The sequence below is a fragment of the Gordonia sp. 135 genome, from assembly GCF_009720185.1.
GTDB lineage: Bacteria > Actinomycetota > Actinomycetes > Mycobacteriales > Mycobacteriaceae > Gordonia > Gordonia alkanivorans.
The window spans coordinates 3,331,113-3,347,669 of record NZ_CP046257.1; the positions used below are offsets into that span (position 1 = coordinate 3,331,113).

The following is a 16,557-nucleotide window of genomic DNA, read 5'->3' on the forward strand; positions in this document are numbered from 1 at the left end:
AGGGTGGGGACTCTTATCTGGCCACCAGCGGGGACCTCGACCTGGCCACCAGTGGGGACTTTCTCATGGCCATGGACAGCTGCGGCAGTTGGTTCCGATATCCGGAACCAACTGCCGCAGATCCTACGAGCTCAGTGACCGGCCACGACGTCGGATTCGTCGACCTCCACCGGCGTCCGCGCTCCGGGCAGGAACCAGTAGGCCAGGCACACGACGCCGAAGAACAGGTAGCCGAGCGACACCTCCGGCGCGGCCGCCCACGACACCTCGGGTGCGTGGATGAGCCCGATGAAGGACAGCACCGCCCCCACCGCCGCGGCGATGGCCGCGAAGTGGAACTTCTTCTCCAGGATGAAGGTGACGATCGTGCCGAGGATGAGGCCGACGAGGACCGCGCCCTCGCCCAGCGTCTTGAGTCCCTCGTAGATCACGCCGGCGCCGTTCATCGCTTCCATGCCCACCTCGTCGACGGTCGTACCCGCTGCCGACAACGCGTTGTCGATGAGTCCCCGACCCCACTCCGCCAGGTTCGGCAGCAGCGCCGCGACCACCGCGACCGCGTGCAGACGCGGCACGGCCTGAAAGGCCTGCGCGCCTATCAGCAGACCGATGAAGAGCAGGATCGGCACGATCGCGGGCACAGGCAGCAGGTAGTTCAGCACCCCGAACAGACCGAGGAAACACAGCACACCGATCGCGACGCCACTGGCCAGCGAGTAGCTCGCGCGGCCGCCGGCGTCCTTCCATCCCGGGTGCCCGATGTACACGGCCGGCGGGAACGGCGAACCGAACGCCGCACCGATGCACGCCCCGGCACCGTCGGCGAGCAGCACGCTGCGCAGGTTGTAGTTGTCCCCCGCCGCCGCAGCGGACTCCACGTTGCTCATCGCCTCCGTGAAGTTGTAGACGCCCAGCGGTATCGCGGTGCCAAGAAGTGGCGCGAGATCACCGAGACCGTTGAACAGCAGGTCGAAGCGCTGATCCGGGATGCCGACCGCGATGTCCTCGACTGCCGCGGTGAGGTCCGGCACCGACATGAACCCGCCGGCCCAGCCGATCGCCGTACCGACGAGCAACGCGGCAAGTCCGACGGGCACGTTGCCCGGCAGCTTCACATCGGTGAAGAAGCCGATGAGGATGATCGCGAGCACCGGCAGACCGATCCACGCGGCCTCCCAGATCTGCCCTGCCGGACGCATCGAGATGAAGGTGATCGATATACCGGCCAGGGTGCCGAGCATCGCTGCACGCGGCGTCAGCTTGCGGACATAGGGTCCGACGAACGCGCCGATCATCACGATGACGCCGATCATGAACGCCCACGCCAGACCGGCCTGCCAGGCCTGGATGGCGTCCTTGGTGTTCAGATACACGGGCAGCATCACGACGAACACCACGATGAACATGTGCGGCACACTCGGCCCGTACGGCAGGGCCGTCACATCGTCGCGTCCCTCCCGCGCGGCGAGGCCTCGTGCCAGGAACGTGTAGTACAGGTTGCCGAGGATCAGGGCGACGCCCAGCGCGGGCAGAACCGTGCCGAGGACGTTGCCGGGACTGAGGCCGATCACGCCGATCATCAAGCCGGTCAACGTGAGGACGTTGACCAGGATGTTGAAGCCGAGACCGAAGAAGGCGTTGGTGTCTCCGCGCGTCCACCAGGCGACCTTCGTCGTCGGAGTCGGTGACGGCGGGTCGGTGGTCGGAGCTGGATCGGTGGTGGCGCTCATGAATTCCTCCGGGCTACTGGGGGTTGGTGGGGAAAACGAGACGCCGATGTCTCGACTGGATGAGTGGTCGATGTCAGACGGCGGGTTCCGCGGGCGCCCGCTCTTTCAGCAGCGGGATGATCGCGGCGCCGGGAGCGGTCCAGCCGAAGATGCCGCCCTGCGCGGCGATCATCTCCAGACCCACACGCTGGAACCCGGGGAAATACGAACCGACGCAATCGGATACGACGACGCATTCGAAGCCGCGGTCGTTGGCCTCACGCGTGGTGGTGTGGACGCACACCTCGGTGGTCACGCCGGTCACGAGCAACTGGGTGATCTGGTTGTCGGCCAGCACCTTCGACAGTTCCGTCGCATAGAACGCACCCTTGCCGGGCTTGTCGATGACAACCTCGGTGTCGAGCGGCGCGAGTTCGTCGACGATGTCGTGCCCGTACTCGCCGCGGATCAGGATGCGCCCGAACGCACCCGGGTCGCCGATCCGCTTCGACGGCGCACCGCGGTGGAGCTTGGCCGGTGGACAATCCGACAGGTCCGGCAGATGCCCTTCCCTGGTGTGGATGACGAGCATCCCGGCTGCCCGCGCCGCATCGAGCAGCGCCGCAAGGGGTTCGACGACGCGCTGCAACTGCGCGACGTCGTTGCCGAGTGCTTCGCCGAAACCGCCCGGCAACAGGAAGTCTCGCTGCATGTCGATGATGATCAGTGCGGTGTGGTCCAGATCGAGTTCGATCGGACCGGGTAGTGCCTCGAGGGTGACGGTCTCGGACATCGGGTGGCCTCCCGGGCGGGTGGTTGTCGGGTTTCAGGACGCTGGCAGCGTGGTCGGGGTACGGGCAGCGCTGGATGACATGGACCGGTCACGCGGCTCGTCGAGCAGTGCGGCCGCCAGGTGGAGCACGGTGTCGTCGGTGAGCGCGGCCCCGAGGAGCATCGCGCTGTGCGGCCGCCCATCGGAGGTCACGCCCTGGGGAACCGCGATCCCGGTGAGGTCGAGGAGGTTTCCGAAATGCGTGTAGTGGCCGAGCATGGTGTTGGTCGCGATCGGCTGCGCCAGAACCTCGTCGACGGTGAAGGTCCGCCCGATCGTCGGCACCACGAGGACGTCGGTCCCCAACCAGATGCGTCCGACCTCGGCTTTGAGCTCCCGCAATCTCTGCAGCGCAGCGAAAGCGTGAACGGCCGTGTACTTCTCGCCGCTGCGGAGAATGTCGCGGACCACAGGGTGGATCTCGTCGGGCTTCGCGGCGAGGAAGTCCCCGAACACGACGAGCCGCTCGGCGACCCACGGACCCGAGTACAGGAGCTCCCCTGCTGCCAGGAACGGTGCCAGGGAGACGTCGACGATCTCGACCCCGCCCGGTAACCCCAGATGCTTCAGGCGGTTTCGGAACGCCAGATGCGCATCCCGCATGGCGTCGTCGCCGAAGAACTCCAACTCCTCCACCGGCGGGAGACCGATCGTGATCGTCGACCCGTCGAATCCGGGCCCCCGGTCGCGCGACCACGGATCGGCGTCGTCGCGGCCCATCATCACGCTCATGACGCGGTCCATGTCGTCGACGGTCGCGGTCATCGCCGTGATGCAGTCCAGGGATTTGCACGCCGGAACCAGCCCCACGGTGCTGATCAGTCCGCGCGACGGTTTGTATCCGATGATGCCGTTGAGCGCGGCGGGCACGCGTCCCGAGCCGGCGGTGTCGGTGGCGACCGCGAAGGGCACGTCGCCGAGTGCAACTGCGAGCGCCGAGCCGGAACTCGAACCGCCGGAGATCATCTCGTGGCCGTAGACCCCGCGCGGCATCGTGTACGGGGTTCGTGTGCCGTTGAGGCCGGTGGCGAACTGATCGAGGTTGGTCTTGCCGATGTAGAGGGCTCCGGCGTCGAGCAGACGCTGCACAACGGGCGCGGTGGCGTCGGGCGTGTACGCGTAGCCGGGGCACGAGAGCGTGGTCGGGACGCCGGCCACGTCGATGGAGTCCTTGACGCCGAACGGGACTCCGTACAGCGGTAGATCGCGTGCGCCGGGTCGGTTCTCGAGTTCCGCGGCCGCGGCGAGAACCTCGTCGCGCGGCACCGTCGACAGCCAGATTCCGTCGTCACCCCGCGCCTCGATGGCGTCGAGGACCACGCGCGCGGTGCGGGACGGAGACCCGCTGCCGTGCAGGTGCGAGTCGAGGATCTCGGCAACCGTGGGACCTGTGGTAGGCCCGCCTGAAAGAGTCATACCGTCGATTGTCGACAGAATAATGGCGTCTGCGGAACGTGCGTGTGTCGATTGTGTTAGCAGGTCAGTGAGGGTGCTTGTGCTCTGCGGTCGCCGACACCAAATCCAGATAGTGGAGGTGGCCGTGATCATGGAGGGCGCTGATCGCCGCCGCGGCGTCGTTGCGTTCGAGCGCGTCGAGGATTGCCTGGTGCCGGTTGAACCCGTCGTCGGGTCCGTGGTGGTCGGCGGTCTCGGTCCGGAGGTTGACCGCCATCGGCAGCTGGAGCTTCAGCAGGATCGGCTCGAGGGTGATGTCGAGCTGCCGGTTCCCGGCGAGTCCGACGACCGCTGCGTGAAACCGACGGTGGGCGTCGTCGCGTGCGAGATCGTCTGGGGCACGGCGCATCGCGTCGATCGCCGCACGAAGAGGTGCGAGCTGCGACTCCGGATCGGTCAACGGCAGGGCGGCCTCGACGGCGTACCGCTCGAGCACCTGACGCAGCTCGAACAGCTGCAGGATGTCCCGACGCGACCACTCCGCGACCCGGACCCCACGACGCGGCTGATGCTCGACGAGCCCCTGCTGCGCGAGCAGCCGCAACGCCTCACGCACGGGGGCCCGGCTGATCCCGAGGTCTGCGCACAGCGTCTCCTCGACGATCTTCTGTCCCGGCGCCAGGTCGCCACTGAGGATGGCGTCCCGGATACGGCGGCCGGCCACGTCGACAAGGCTCTCCGGCAGCTCGCCGCCACCGTGGGACCCCTCCCCGACCGTCATCCGCACACTCTCCCATCGCGCCGTGTCCGATTTCGGCCAGTGTAGCGCCGTCGACTGTCGACCGTTTTCCGCCGCAGTTGGCTGCAGTGCCCCATCCCCGGTGCGGTAATCTCCTCCCGCGGGCCGGGTGCCCGCACGGGGAGTTAGCTCAGTTGGTTAGAGCCGTCGACTCATAATCGATTGGTCGCGGGTTCAAGTCCCGCACTCCCCACAGACTCGAGACGGCCGCGTCGCATCAACCTCGATCGGTCGACGCGGCGCGGCCGCCGCAGAATCCCCAGGCGATCAGCCGGCTCAGCCGAACGTCGCGGTACCTCCGGCGAGAACCTTGGTCTCGCCTACCCGTCCCTCGAAATGGACGGTCGGACCGCTCACGGCGGAGGCGACGTCGACGGTGTCACCGGGCAGCACGGGAGCGGCGAGGCGCGTCGACAGCTCGCGCAGCTCCGCGGGATGTGCACCGACGTGCCCGGCGATCTCCACCGTCGCGATCCCCAGCGTGCACAGACCGTGAAGGATCGGACGCTCGAAACCGTTGGCGCCGGACACTTCCGGGTCGATGTGGATCGGATGGCGATCGCCGGTGAGACGATACAGCGCGGCATGGTCCGGCGACGTCTCGAACGAGGTCACGGTCGTCAGTTCCGGGGTCTCCCCCGCAGCCGACGACGGTCCTCGATCGCCTCCCCAGCCACCCGTTCCGGGCAGGAAGATCCCATAGAACGCGTCGAAGTACTCCGAAGACACCTCGACCTCGACGAGGGACGCCTTGCCCTTGTCGTAGACGTTGGCGAGTCGACCGGTCATGGTGATGGACCCGGTCGCAGGCAGCGGCTTGTGAACAACGAGTCGTTGCGACGCATGCAGCGAGCGCTTCGGGTCGTACGCACCGAGACGCCCGGCGGCCTCCACGGCCCAGAGCCCGAGCGCACAGCCGTAGGTGGGAAGAACGCGCAGGTCACGCTCATACACGAGATCGAGCTGGGACGATCGTGCACCGACCGACAACGCGTACAGGATCGCCGCGGTGTCGTCGTACGTCGCGGTGTGTTCGCCGAGGTCGAGTCCGGCCAGATCCGCCAGAGTCAGAGTGGAGGTCATCGTTGCGCCGCCTTTCCGGGGTGTACCTGCCTGTGGGCAGAAGAACTGTTGTCTGGACTCGTGGCACCGTGGCGAAGCTTCGCGTCGTCCACGGCGCGGCGTCGTTCCGGCGAATCGAGCAGTTCACGCCGACGCTGCTGCCACACCGCGTCGTCGTAGTCACCCAACTCGACGGAGTTGAGGAGTTGTCTGGTGAGCGTGATCGCGCCTCGACTCTCGATTCCGTTGGCGCCGAGGAGCGTCACCGCGTGATCGCATGCGGTGCCGTTGGGAACCACCGTCGAGACGAACCCGGCACGACGCGCTTCGTCCGCTCCGAAACGCTCGGCGAGGAGCAGTAGGCGGCGGACCGAGTCGGACGGGTAGCGTCGCGCGAGCCACTTCACCGCCTGCGGGCTGTACAGCAGGCCGAGCCGCACGGCCGGGACCTGAATCCAGCTACCCTTCCCCGCGATTCGCACATCGCATACGAGCGCGAGGTGCGCCGCAGCCCCTACACAGGGCCCCTCGAGGGCCGCCGCGACCGGCACCGGGGACCCGGTGACGGCCGCGGCGACTGCGCCGACCACATCGTCGTAGTCGGCATCCGCGCTGGTGCCGGTCAGTTCCGCGAAATCAGCGCCGGCACTGAATGTTTCTCCCGCGCCGGTGATCACGATCCCGGTGATGTCATCGTCGATGCCCGCGATGGCGTCCGCCAAGCCGTAGAGGAGGGGACGCGACAAGGCGTTCCGCCGCTCGATCGCATCGATGGTGATCACCAGGGCGTTCCCGTCCCGCTCTACCGACACCGCGCTGGTCATACCGGCCTCCTCACAAGGCCGCCGCGGGCTGCGGCGTCCATCGCCGGGTGACCGCGGAACCGTCGAAACCGACTGCGATCTCCACGTCCTCGGAGAGATCGAGCAACAGTTCCTCGGCACCGGCCGGGGTGACGAGCTGCGCCCCGATCGGCAATCCGTCGGAGAGACCGCAGGGCACCGACGCCGCGCTCGCGCCGGCGACGTTGAACGGCACCGCAAACGGAAATGCGCCCCACAGCGCGTCGACATCGGCGCCGTCGATCTGCGCCGGCCGCTCCCCCAACGGGAATGCGGGGATGGCCGTCGAGGGGGTGAGCAGTACGTCGAACTCCTCGAAGAGCGCGGCGATCCGCCGCCGGTAGACGGGAAGCTGGACCCTGGCGCGCTCGACATCTGCGGGGTCGAGCGCAAGCGCGGCCCGCAGCGACGAACGTTCATACCGCGACAGCTGATCGGCATGATCCGCCAGCAGATGTCCTCGTTCCCGGTGCTCGTCCTCGAGAACGAGCGGCCCGAAGATCTCATTCCATCCGTCGAGCGGGAGGTCTGTCTCGATGATGTCGTGCCCCTGCTCGCCGAGCGCAACGGCAACGGCAGCGACGCCGCGAACCACACCGGGATCGACGGCCCGCCCCTCGGGGCGTGGGCAGTACCCGACGCGCAAGCGCGACAACTGGTTTCGGGTGTACTCTCGATCGGCCAGCACACCGAGCACAACACGCGCGTCGGTGACCTTGTTGGTCATCGGTCCGGCGCTGACGAAGTCGGTCATGCCCCGGAAGCCCTTCTCGTCCGGGCAGAGCCCGGGCGAGGGCTTGAGTCCGTATACCCCGCAGAACGCAGCCGGGATTCGAATCGACCCGCCACCGTCTGAGCCGACGCCGACCGTCGACAGTCGCGCCGCGACGGAAGCCGCCGCGCCACCGCTGGATCCTCCAGGGGTACGTGAGACGTCCCACGGATTGACGGTGTCCGGGCCGAGCATGTTCTCGCTCGTCGCCGATTGCCCGAACTCGGCCGTGTTGGTCTTACCGGTGAAGACCGCACCGGCCGCACGAAGACGCCGGACCACGCCCGAGTCCGCCTTCGCGACCTGACCCTCATACACCTTGGAGCCCAATGTGGTTCGCACGCCGCTCAGATAGAAGGCATCCTTGACCGACGTGGGGACACCGTCGAGCGGGCCGATCGGTGCACCCGCCGCGTACCGCGCCTCCGACGCACGAGCCTGCTCGCGCGCTAGGTCGTCGGTGACGGTGATGAAGGCACGCAGGTCGCTGTCGGCCGCCGCGATGCGGTCCAGGTATGCCTCGGTGACCTCGACCGGACTCAGGGTTCGCGCCCGGTAGGCGGCGGTGAGTTCGCCGGCGGCGAGTTCGATGATCTGATCAGCCATGCGGATGCACCCCGCCGCTCACGCCGTAGACCTCACCGGTGATGTAGCCGGCCTGGTCGGAGGCCAGGAAGGCCACCAGGTTGGCGACGTCCTCGGGCTGGCCGACCCGACCGACGAGCGAGCGGTTCTCGGCGTAGCCGTCGAAGAACTCGTCGGGGTAGATCTTGCGCAGGAAGTCGTTGTAGATCAGTCCGGGGGTGACGGCGTTGACGCGTACACCGGCCTTACCGTTCTCCGCTGCGGCGACACGGGTCAGGGCCAGGATGCCCGCCTTGGCGGCGGAGTAGGCAGCGCCGTGTTCGGTGGAGGTCTCGTACGCCGAGATCGAGCTGATGTTGACGATGGAGCCACCGCCGCCGGCGATCATGTGCGGCAACGCATGCCGCATCGTCAGGAAGGTGCCGGTGAGGTCGACGTCGATGCACTTCTGCCACGTCTCGAGTGACATCTCGGCGACCGGCTCGATCTTGGACCAACCGGCGTTGTTCACCAGTACGTCGATGTGGCCGCGGTCGGCCATCACCCGGTCCACGGCGGCGATGATCGCCTCCTCACTGGTGACGTCGACGGGGAGCGAGAGGAATTCGCGTCCATGCTGCTCACCGAGCTTCTCGGCGAACTCCTTGGCGCGACGCTCATGCGCGTCGGTGACCACGACGTCGTAGCCGTCGGTTGCGAGACGCTGAGCGATCGCCGCACCGATTCCGGCTCCGGCGGCTGCGGTCACGATGGCGACCTTGGATTCGGTCATTTCCTGTCTCCTCTGAGAGTCTGCGTTTGGTCTAGGGATGAAGCGATCGGGCGTGAGAGCTGAGGGGACGTCACTCGTCGCCGCGGATGGCGGCGCGCAGTACGGTCGCGACCGCGGCCGGATTGTCGACGTTCATGAGATGTCCGGCATTCGGGACCTCGCGGTAGGTGACGTCGCCCAGGGCGTCGATGATCATTCGGGCCGCCTTCTCGGGACAGAAGGTGTCACCGTCGGCACCGATCACCTCGACGTGCTGGCGGACCTCCGCGAGCCGGGGGGTCAGGGGATTCTCGCGCAGGGCGGCCATCGCCCGTGCCGCGTTGATGTAGCCCGCGCCGGCACCGATCGCGTCGAGGCGAATCTCGGTGATCTCGTCGAGCCGGTCGTGCGCCGCCACGATCGCGGCCGCAGTGTCGTCCCGGATCGCCTCCCGGAACTCCGAAGTCGAGGTGTCGGAGGCCTGACCGATGCGGTGCGCGTAGAACTCGGTCGCACTCCGACCGACCACCGACGACGTCCCGAGGACGATCGGTCGGGTCACCAGGTCGGGGCGCTCGGCCGCCGCCCAGAGCGCGATCGTGCCGCCGAGAGAGAATCCGACGACGATCGCCGGGCCGGTGACCTGCTCGATGAAGCCGATCAGGTCCCGTCCGAGCTGCTCTAGAGATCCCTCGCCGTTGCCCGGCGTCGTCGAGCCGTGGCCGCGGAGGTCGTACGCGAACGTATGGAACTCGGCCAGCTCCTGCTGCGTATCCGCCCAGCTCCGGCTGTCTTCGGCCAGGCCGTGTACCAAAATGATTGGGGTGGAGTCTGATTCGCCGGACCCCGCCTCCGCGTAAGCCACCGTGATGTCACCGATCTGCACCGTGGTCATCAGTCCTCCTGCTCGCGTCGTGGTCATATCGGAAGTCTCCACTCGGGCCCCGGCAAAGTCAAGAGAGTGACGTCGCTTTTTTAAGTAAGTCCTTCTCATTTGGTCGCGAATCGGTCATCATGGGCGTACTCAACAGTCAGTTGCCTGCACAAACGCAAAGGACATCACCTGTGCCCGCTGAACCCGTGACACCCAAGGGGCGCCGGACGCGCGACCATCTGGTCAACGCCGGCCGCAACGTCTTTGCGCGCGTCGGTTACGTCGAAGCCCGGATGAGCGACGTCGCCGACGAGGCCGAGATCTCCATGGGCGGCCTTTACCGGTACTTCAAGAACAAAGAGGATCTCTTCGCCCAGGTCATCGAGGACCTGCACGAGAAACTGTTCGAGGCCAGCGCGTCTCGCAACCACAGCTTTCGGACAAGTCCCCTGGAGTCGCTCGTCGAATCGAATCGCGGGTATTTGAGCCTGTACAGCGAGAACCGGGATGTCATGCGCGCGTTCATCCAGGCCGCGCACGTCGAGAAGCGCTTCCAGGACTTCTGGTGGCTCATGCGGACCCGACACGTCGACAGGTTCGTCGCCAGCCTGGAGCGAGATCACGGCATCACCGAGATCAACGGAGCCCCCGCACGCATCGCCACCGAGGCCCTGGCATGCATGGTCGAACAATCGGCATATGTCTGGTTCGCCCAGGAAGCACTCAACAGCGGCCCCGTGGACCTCGACGACGCCGCGCGGATCACCGCATCTGCTTGGTATGCAACCATTTTCGACCAAGCCAAGGTCTGACAGCGCGACGCACCCACCGAAGCCCCGGAGCCGGGTTGGACACCCGCCGCCGGGGCTTCTGCGCGTTGTTTGAGCGATTTCGGGAGCTGTCTCAAAAAAAGCGACGTCACTCTCTTGACTTCCCGTGGCTTGCGTCACATGATGGGTGAACCGCGACGCCAACCTCTCGCATCCCCCGATTTACGCAGTTGAGTGTCGCGAAACGACTTCTTAACAAAAAAGCGACGTCACCCTCTTGATTCTTCGCCGGAGGGAATCGAAGATCGAGACATCCCCCTCTTTCGATCCGCCGATGACCCCGTCAGCCCATCAGTACGGAGACACAGTGAACACCCACGCTTCCACTCTCATTTCCCGCCACGTCACCGGATCACCCGCCCTTGCCACGTTCCTCGCAGACGTGGCGAGCGACCCGCAGCGCACGGCCGTCATCGACGACCGCGGCGCGACGCTGACCCGACAGGATCTTGCCGACGCATCATCGGCACTCGCCGACGAGATGCATGAACAAGGCCTGCGAGTCGGCGACGTGATGATCATCTGCCTGCCGAACTGGACCGAGTGGATGGTCACCTACGTGGCCGCGCTCCGTTGCGGACTCGTGCCCGGAACCCTGCCCGTGACAACCGATCCGGAATCGATCGCCTATGTCGCGAACATGGTGGGAGCCAAGGCCGTTGCCCTCCCCCGCGCTCACCGCGGCCGTGACTTCGCCGCCGAGGCCGACATCATCTCCCGTTCCGTCGGACGTCGAATCCGGTTCCTGTTCTGCGAGCAGGACGAGTCCCCCACCTGGGCCCTGGCCGACGGAGCACCGGAGACCGCGCCGGCGTACCCGGCCGGCCTCGCCCACATCCTCTTCTCGTCCAGCACCACCGGGAAGTCGAAGGCCATCGCGCACTCCGAGTCGAGCATGGATGCGTACAACAACTGGATCATCGACCGCTACGGGATCACCGGTGAGGAGGCCATCTTCATGCCGTCCCCACTCGGCCACAGCACAGGCTTCTGGCACGGTGCGCGGATGTCGTTGCTGACGGGCGCGTCACTCGTACTCCAGGATCACTGGGACGTCCACACCGCACTGAGTCTCGTCGAGGCCCACCCCTGCAGTATCACCGTCGCGGCGACGCCGTTCCTCAAGGACCTCACCGACGCCGAATGGACCGGCGACACACCAAAACTCGCCGGACTCAAGACCTTTGTCTGCGGCGGCGCACCAATTCCTCCGAGCCTGATCGAGCGGGCGACCACCGAGTTGCCCGACACCCACATCGCATCGATCTGGGCGATGAGCGAAGGCGGAGCCACCTCGAGCCTGCCCGGCGACTCCGCCGAACTCATCGCCGAGACCTGCGGTCGGGTGATGCCCGGCGTGGAACTCGAGACCATCTCGGAATCGGGCGTCGTCAACCCGCGCGGCGTCGAGGGCGAGATCGTCATGCGCACGCCGTCCCTGTTTCTCGGATACCTCAACCAGGAGGATCTGTACCGCGAATCCTTCACGCGTGAAGGCTATTTCCGCACCGGAGATCTGGGCGTCGTCGATCACGACGGCTATCTCCGCCTGACCGGACGTCTCAAGGACCTCATCATCCGAGGCGGTGTGAACATCTCACCCGTCGACATCGAGAACGCCCTCATCCAACACCCGCTGATCGCCAAGGTCGCGGTGGTGGGACGACCCGACGATCGACTCGGCGAGCGCATCTGCGCGGTCATCGAGCCCCGTCCGGGTTCGGACCTCACTTTCGTCGACCTCGTCGACTGGCTCCGTGCGGAGTCAGTCCCCCGCCGACTCTGGCCGGAGTCCATCCACCTCGTCGACGCCATGCCACAGACACCCGCCGGAAAGATCCGGAAGAACGACCTTCGGAAGTCGCTCTTCCCGACCTCCTGACCCCGCTCCACCCCCGCTCCACCCACCCCCGGCACCGCTGCACCCCCGGCAGCGCGGCCTTCATCCCCGTCGTCCACCGAAAGGTCACCGATGACCGACACCACCTCCCCGAGCTTCGGGACAAAGCAACAGAAGCGAGCGGCGCTCGCCAGCCTGGTCGGCACCACCGTCGAATGGTTCGACTTCTTCATCTACGCAACCGCGGCGTCACTGGTCTTCTCGACCGTCTTCTTCCCCGACCTGGGTGACAACGTCGGCCTGCTCGCCTCGTTCGCCACCCTCGGCGTCGCGTTCCTGGCTCGCCCCGTCGGCGCCTTCATCTTCGGCCACCTCGGTGACCGCGTCGGTCGGCGCACCACCCTCATCATCACGCTCTCCGTGATGGGGGGCTCGACCGGCCTCATCGGCCTGCTGCCCACCTGGGATGCGATCGGCATCTGGGCCCCGATCCTGTTGACCTCCTTGCGATTCCTGCAAGGTGTCGCGGTCGGCGGCGAGTGGGGCGGCGCGGTGCTCATGAGCGTCGAGAATGCACCCAAGTCGCGAATCCGGTTCTACGGGTCCATGCCACAGATCGCCAGCCCGCTGGCCCTGGTCCTCGCGACCGTAGTGATGTACTTCGTCGCCAAACTCCCCGAAGACGACCTGATGTCCTGGGGCTGGCGCATTCCGTTCCTCACCGGATTCCTCCTGGTCGTGATCGGCATGGTCATCCGCCTCGGCGTCTCCGAATCGGAGGAGTTCGAAGCTGTCAAGGACAAGGGCGAGGTCAAGGGACATCCCGTCCTCGACGTGTTGCGGACGATGCCCGGCCGCGTTGTCGCCGGCGTGGGACTCCAGGCGAGTGTCATCGTGCTCTTCTACCTGATCACCACCTACATGCTCTCCATGGCGGTTGATTCCCACGGCTTCACCCGTAGCGACACACTGATGATCCTGCTCGTCGCCGCGGTCGTCGACCTTCTCGCGATGGTTGCCGTCGGAGTGCTCAGCGACAAGTTCTCGGCCTGGAAGATGTTCACCGCAGGTGTCGTCTTCACCGGCTTGTTCGCCTTCCCCCTCTTCGCGCTCTACGACACCGGCAACGTCGCACTGATGACGGTCGCCTTCACTCTGGCCCTTGTCCTCGGCCACGCCACCACCTACGCCGTCGTCTCGAGCATGACCGCCGAGCTGTTCCCCACCGAGGTCCGTTACAGCGGCGTCGCACTGTGCAGCGCGTTCTCCGGCGTCGCTTGGGCCGCTCCGACACCGCTCGTCGCCGCGGCACTGGTCCCCACCGACGGATCGGTGCACTGGTGGCCGCTACCCGCGGTCCTGGTGGTCACAGCGGTGATCTCGCTGGTCGCCGCGGCCGCCGCCCGGCGCGGGGCTCAGGCCGTCGCGGAGCCCGGGCCCGGGGTCGCGAACGAACCCGAACCCCTCTCCGGTGAAATGGACGAGATCCGCACGGTTCCGGCTGCTCCCGCCGCCCCGGAACGGGTCTGAGACGACCCGCCATCATCCACGACGCCACGATCATCTCGAGGAGACCCCATGCCCATCGCTCTCACCGCCGAGCAGCAAGACCTGGCAGCCTCGGTCCGCGAATTCTGCCGACGCGAAGTCGGAACGAAGGAGCAGCGCGACAAGCTCACCGACTTCGGCCGGAACTCCCACAGCCTGGAACTGAATCGCAAGGTCGCCGAACTCGGCTGGGCCGCAATCGATGTCCCGGAAGAGTACGGCGGCGCTGGTGGCAGCCACGTCGATCTCTGCGTGTTGTTGAGTGAACTCGCCAAGGGGATGGCCCCCATCCCCTGGCTCGGTACGACGCTCATCACGGCCGGCATCTACAACAGGTTCGCGAGCGAGGAACTCAAGACCCAGGTCCTCGGTCGGGTCGCCGACGGCGTGGCGCTCTCGATCTCGATGTCGGAAGCCGGTGCGGGATCAGATGTGGCGGCACTCGTCTGCCGAGCCGAGAAGACCGAGCAGGGTTGGGTCATCAACGGGTCCAAGACCTGGTGCACCAACGCCCACCTCGCCGACAGCATCCTCCTCGTCGCCCGGACGACCCGCGGCGACAAGAAGCACCACGGCCTGACCATGTTCCACGTCCCCGCCGGGACCGAGGGACTGGACATCAAGCCGATCGACACGATGAACGGCACCGAGGTCAACGACCTCTACTTCACCGACTGCGTCCTGCCCGACTCGGCGGTCATCGGCGAGGTCGACCAGGGCTGGAAGCAGCTCATGGCCGGCCTCGACACCGAGCGCCTCATCCTCGCCGCGCAGGCTCTCGGAACCGCCGAGCGCGCGTTCGACGACTGCCTGAACTTCGTTCGGGAGCGCAGTCAGTTCGGGCAGGCCGTCGGGTCGTTCCAGACGATCAAGCACCGCCTGGCCGACCTTGCCACCGAGATCGAGTGCGCACGCCTGATGGTGTTCGACGTCGCGCAATCAGCCGATGAGCCCGGTCGTAGCCCCAACCTGTCGCGGGCGTCGTCGATGGCGAAGCTGAAGGCCACCGAGGTCGCCAAGGCGATGTCGATCGAGGGCATGCAGATGATGGGCGGATACGGCTACTCGACCGAGTTCGACATGGTCCAGCATCTACGGGTTTCACTGGGTGCCACCATCTTCGGCGGAACCAACGAGATCCAACGCGAGATCATCGGGCGTTCACTCGGTCTGTGACCGCGGTCTGATGCCGTCGAAATCCGTCGCGGGCTTCGACGGCATCGCCGTTCTCCTCTGCCGGGTCAGAGCCCCACTCCCCACCACCAGACGACGATCAGTCGCCGGCGATCGCCTCGCGCAGCGCCGCGGTCACGGTGTCCGGGTTGTCGACGTTCATCAGGTGCCCGGAATCCGGGATCACCCGATAGGTCACGTCCGACAGGCCGTCGACGATCATCTTCGCCGCTTTCTCCGGACACAGCGCGTCTCGGTCTGCGGCGATGACGTCGACATGCTGCCGGATCTCGGACAGCCTCGGCGTCAGGGGCTGCTCGCGCACTCCCGCCATCGCGCGGGCCGCGTTCGCGTAGCCGGCACCGTCCCCGACCGCCTCGAGCCTCCCGGCCGTGATCTCGTCGACGCGATCGTGAGCGGACACCAGACCGGCGACGGTATCGTCGCGCATCGCGGTGCGGAACTCGTCGCTCGAGGTGTCGGCGGCTTGATCGGCGCGCTGCTTGTAGAACTCGGCCGCGGCTCGTCCCACCACCGAGGACGTACCGAGGACGATGGCGCGGCTCACCAGATCCGGCCGTTCGGCAGCGGCCCAGAGCACGATCGTCCCGCCGGCGGAGAAGCCGACGACGATCGCGGGACCGGTCACCGTCTCGAGGAACCCCACGAGATCCCGTCCGAGCTGATCCAGGGTCCCCTCGGCCTCCCCGACCGTCGTCGAACCGAAGCCGCGAAGGTCGTAGGCGTAGGTGTGCAGGTCGGCCAGGTCGCGCTGCGTGTGCGTCCAGCTACGGCTGTCCTCGCCCAGTCCGTGCACCAGAACAATTGGCGCTGAGGAGGATTCGCCGCCCCCCTGTTCCGAGTAGCTCACCGTGAGATCGCCGATCGACACCGTCGTCATGAATTCAGCCTCTCACACCGCGCGACACCCGACCCCGCTCACCTCTCGACGCGGCACCAGAACTCGGCCTCGCCGGGGATACGCGTCAGCCGCACCTCCCCGCCGCCGGGTCGATCGAAGACCCGGACCCCGTCGCCCAGGAAGACCGGGACGTGGAAGATGAGGACCTCGTCGAGCAGTCCGGCGTCGATCATCTGGCGTGCGACGTCGGCGCCGATGACGGTGACGTACGCGTCGCCCGCCAGGCGCCGTGCTTCCTCCACGGCGCGGTCCAGGTCGGTGACGAAGGTGACGCCCTCCACCGGCTCGGCGGGCGGGTTGTGCGTGAGAACCACTGTCGGCCCCAGGAATTCACCCTCGAAGGCGCCTTCGCGATCGGTGCCCTTGTTGGGGTCGTCGCCCCGGAAGCTCCGATTACCCACCAGCAGCGAGCCGGTCCCCTCCCGGAGGCGCAGAGCTGCTGTGCTGTCGCCGCCCTCGGCTGCGTCCTCGCCGAAGAATCGGGTCAGCCAGGACATGTCGCCGCCGGGACCGGCGATGAAGCCGTCGAGCGATGCTGATGCCGAGTAGATCGTCGTCGCCATGTGATGTTCTCCGTTCAGACGTGGTCGATGGACAGACCGGGCGAACGACGAGAACTCATC

At 66.7% G+C, this 16,557-nt stretch carries 15 protein-coding genes and 1 tRNA gene; 5 read left to right on the forward strand and 11 right to left on the reverse strand.

Annotated elements, in window-relative coordinates; all coding sequences use genetic code 11:
* Positions 1–131: 131 nt before the first annotated feature.
* The 4 genes from GKZ92_RS15070 to GKZ92_RS15085 all read right to left on the reverse strand — a co-directional run bounded on the left by GKZ92_RS15070 (position 132) and on the right by GKZ92_RS15085 (position 4,717).
* Positions 132–1,730, reverse strand: a complete 1,599-nt coding sequence (locus GKZ92_RS15070) for a regulator (protein WP_155225394.1) — start codon at positions 1,728–1,730, stop codon at positions 132–134.
* Between the two features lie 73 nt (positions 1,731–1,803).
* Entirely contained in the window at positions 1,804–2,502 is a 699-nt protein-coding gene (locus tag GKZ92_RS15075; RefSeq protein ID WP_035752748.1) for a cysteine hydrolase family protein, read from the reverse strand.
* A gap of 33 nt (positions 2,503–2,535) precedes the next feature.
* Positions 2,536–3,957 (reverse strand): allophanate hydrolase, encoded by a 1,422-nt coding sequence (locus tag GKZ92_RS15080; RefSeq protein ID WP_035752750.1) that lies wholly within the window; start codon positions 3,955–3,957, stop codon positions 2,536–2,538.
* Positions 3,958–4,021: 64 nt separating this feature from the next.
* Positions 4,022–4,717 carry a GntR family transcriptional regulator gene (locus GKZ92_RS15085; RefSeq protein ID WP_035752752.1) on the reverse strand — a complete coding sequence of 232 codons (696 nt, stop codon included), beginning with the start codon at positions 4,715–4,717 and terminating at the stop codon, positions 4,022–4,024.
* Positions 4,718–4,854: 137 nt separating this feature from the next.
* Between GKZ92_RS15085 and GKZ92_RS15090 the strand changes: the two genes are divergently transcribed.
* Positions 4,855–4,928, forward strand: a tRNA-Ile gene (locus GKZ92_RS15090).
* 83 nt (positions 4,929–5,011) lie between these two features.
* On the opposite strand, the gene GKZ92_RS15095 is transcribed toward GKZ92_RS15090, so the two are convergent.
* The 5 genes from GKZ92_RS15095 to GKZ92_RS15115 form a co-directional block, all read right to left on the reverse strand.
* Positions 5,012–5,818 (reverse strand): MaoC/PaaZ C-terminal domain-containing protein, encoded by an 807-nt coding sequence (locus GKZ92_RS15095; RefSeq protein ID WP_035752755.1) that lies wholly within the window; start codon positions 5,816–5,818, stop codon positions 5,012–5,014.
* Complete coding sequence (locus GKZ92_RS15100; RefSeq protein WP_051405891.1) at positions 5,815–6,621, reverse strand: enoyl-CoA hydratase/isomerase family protein; 807 nt, start codon at positions 6,619–6,621, stop codon at positions 5,815–5,817. The genes GKZ92_RS15095 and GKZ92_RS15100 overlap by 4 nt, the downstream gene beginning before the upstream one ends.
* 10 nt (positions 6,622–6,631) lie before the next feature.
* Positions 6,632–8,017 (reverse strand): amidase, encoded by a 1,386-nt coding sequence (locus GKZ92_RS15105; protein ID WP_042378795.1) that lies wholly within the window; start codon positions 8,015–8,017, stop codon positions 6,632–6,634.
* Positions 8,010–8,768: an SDR family NAD(P)-dependent oxidoreductase gene (locus GKZ92_RS15110; protein ID WP_035752757.1), complete on the reverse strand. Its 759-nt coding sequence runs from the start codon at positions 8,766–8,768 to the stop codon at positions 8,010–8,012. The genes GKZ92_RS15105 and GKZ92_RS15110 overlap by 8 nt, the downstream gene beginning before the upstream one ends.
* A 70-nt stretch (positions 8,769–8,838) precedes the next feature.
* Positions 8,839–9,642 carry an alpha/beta fold hydrolase gene (locus GKZ92_RS15115; protein ID WP_042378798.1) on the reverse strand — a complete coding sequence of 268 codons (804 nt, stop codon included), beginning with the start codon at positions 9,640–9,642 and terminating at the stop codon, positions 8,839–8,841.
* A 119-nt stretch (positions 9,643–9,761) separates the two neighbouring features.
* Between GKZ92_RS15115 and GKZ92_RS15120 the strand changes: the two genes are divergently transcribed.
* The 4 genes from GKZ92_RS15120 (at position 9,762) to GKZ92_RS15135 (ending at position 15,015) form a co-directional block, all read left to right on the forward strand.
* On the forward strand, positions 9,762–10,433 hold the full coding sequence (locus GKZ92_RS15120) for a TetR/AcrR family transcriptional regulator (RefSeq protein WP_230461810.1): 672 nt from the start codon (positions 9,762–9,764) through the stop codon (positions 10,431–10,433).
* A gap of 325 nt (positions 10,434–10,758) precedes the next feature.
* Complete coding sequence (locus tag GKZ92_RS15125; protein WP_035751320.1) at positions 10,759–12,333, forward strand: AMP-binding protein; 1,575 nt, start codon at positions 10,759–10,761, stop codon at positions 12,331–12,333.
* 90 nt (positions 12,334–12,423) lie between these two features.
* Positions 12,424–13,821 (forward strand): MFS transporter, encoded by a 1,398-nt coding sequence (locus tag GKZ92_RS15130; RefSeq protein ID WP_051405851.1) that lies wholly within the window; start codon positions 12,424–12,426, stop codon positions 13,819–13,821.
* A 48-nt stretch (positions 13,822–13,869) separates the two neighbouring features.
* Positions 13,870–15,015, forward strand: a complete 1,146-nt coding sequence (locus tag GKZ92_RS15135) for an acyl-CoA dehydrogenase family protein (protein WP_035751319.1) — start codon at positions 13,870–13,872, stop codon at positions 15,013–15,015.
* Between the two features lie 97 nt (positions 15,016–15,112).
* On the opposite strand, the gene GKZ92_RS15140 is transcribed toward GKZ92_RS15135, so the two are convergent.
* Together GKZ92_RS15140 and GKZ92_RS15145 are read right to left on the reverse strand one after the other, a co-directional pair.
* The gene (locus GKZ92_RS15140; RefSeq protein ID WP_155225395.1) at positions 15,113–15,913 is read right to left on the reverse strand and encodes an alpha/beta fold hydrolase; all 801 of its coding nucleotides are present in this window, start codon (positions 15,911–15,913) and stop codon (positions 15,113–15,115) included.
* A gap of 38 nt (positions 15,914–15,951) precedes the next feature.
* Positions 15,952–16,497 carry a dihydrofolate reductase family protein gene (locus GKZ92_RS15145; protein WP_035751317.1) on the reverse strand — a complete coding sequence of 182 codons (546 nt, stop codon included), beginning with the start codon at positions 16,495–16,497 and terminating at the stop codon, positions 15,952–15,954.
* Between the last annotated feature and the right edge of the window lie 60 nt (positions 16,498–16,557).

Coding starts and splice junctions, on each gene's coding strand:
- GKZ92_RS15130 (WP_051405851.1), top strand. CDS start 12,424: ATGACCGACACCACCTCCCCGAGCTTCGGGACAAAGCAACAGAAGCGA.
- GKZ92_RS15120 (WP_230461810.1), top strand. CDS start 9,762: ATGGGCGTACTCAACAGTCAGTTGCCTGCACAAACGCAAAGGACATCA.
- GKZ92_RS15100 (WP_051405891.1), bottom strand. CDS start 6,621: ATGACCAGCGCGGTGTCGGTAGAGCGGGACGGGAACGCCCTGGTGATC.
- GKZ92_RS15105 (WP_042378795.1), bottom strand. CDS start 8,017: ATGGCTGATCAGATCATCGAACTCGCCGCCGGCGAACTCACCGCCGCC.
- GKZ92_RS15095 (WP_035752755.1), bottom strand. CDS start 5,818: ATGACCTCCACTCTGACTCTGGCGGATCTGGCCGGACTCGACCTCGGC.
- GKZ92_RS15075 (WP_035752748.1), bottom strand. CDS start 2,502: ATGTCCGAGACCGTCACCCTCGAGGCACTACCCGGTCCGATCGAACTC.
- GKZ92_RS15085 (WP_035752752.1), bottom strand. CDS start 4,717: ATGACGGTCGGGGAGGGGTCCCACGGTGGCGGCGAGCTGCCGGAGAGC.
- GKZ92_RS15115 (WP_042378798.1), bottom strand. CDS start 9,642: ATGACCACGGTGCAGATCGGTGACATCACGGTGGCTTACGCGGAGGCG.
- GKZ92_RS15080 (WP_035752750.1), bottom strand. CDS start 3,957: ATGACTCTTTCAGGCGGGCCTACCACAGGTCCCACGGTTGCCGAGATC.
- GKZ92_RS15070 (WP_155225394.1), bottom strand. CDS start 1,730: ATGAGCGCCACCACCGATCCAGCTCCGACCACCGACCCGCCGTCACCG.
- GKZ92_RS15140 (WP_155225395.1), bottom strand. CDS start 15,913: ATGACGACGGTGTCGATCGGCGATCTCACGGTGAGCTACTCGGAACAG.
- GKZ92_RS15145 (WP_035751317.1), bottom strand. CDS start 16,497: ATGGCGACGACGATCTACTCGGCATCAGCATCGCTCGACGGCTTCATC.
- GKZ92_RS15110 (WP_035752757.1), bottom strand. CDS start 8,768: ATGACCGAATCCAAGGTCGCCATCGTGACCGCAGCCGCCGGAGCCGGA.
- GKZ92_RS15135 (WP_035751319.1), top strand. CDS start 13,870: ATGCCCATCGCTCTCACCGCCGAGCAGCAAGACCTGGCAGCCTCGGTC.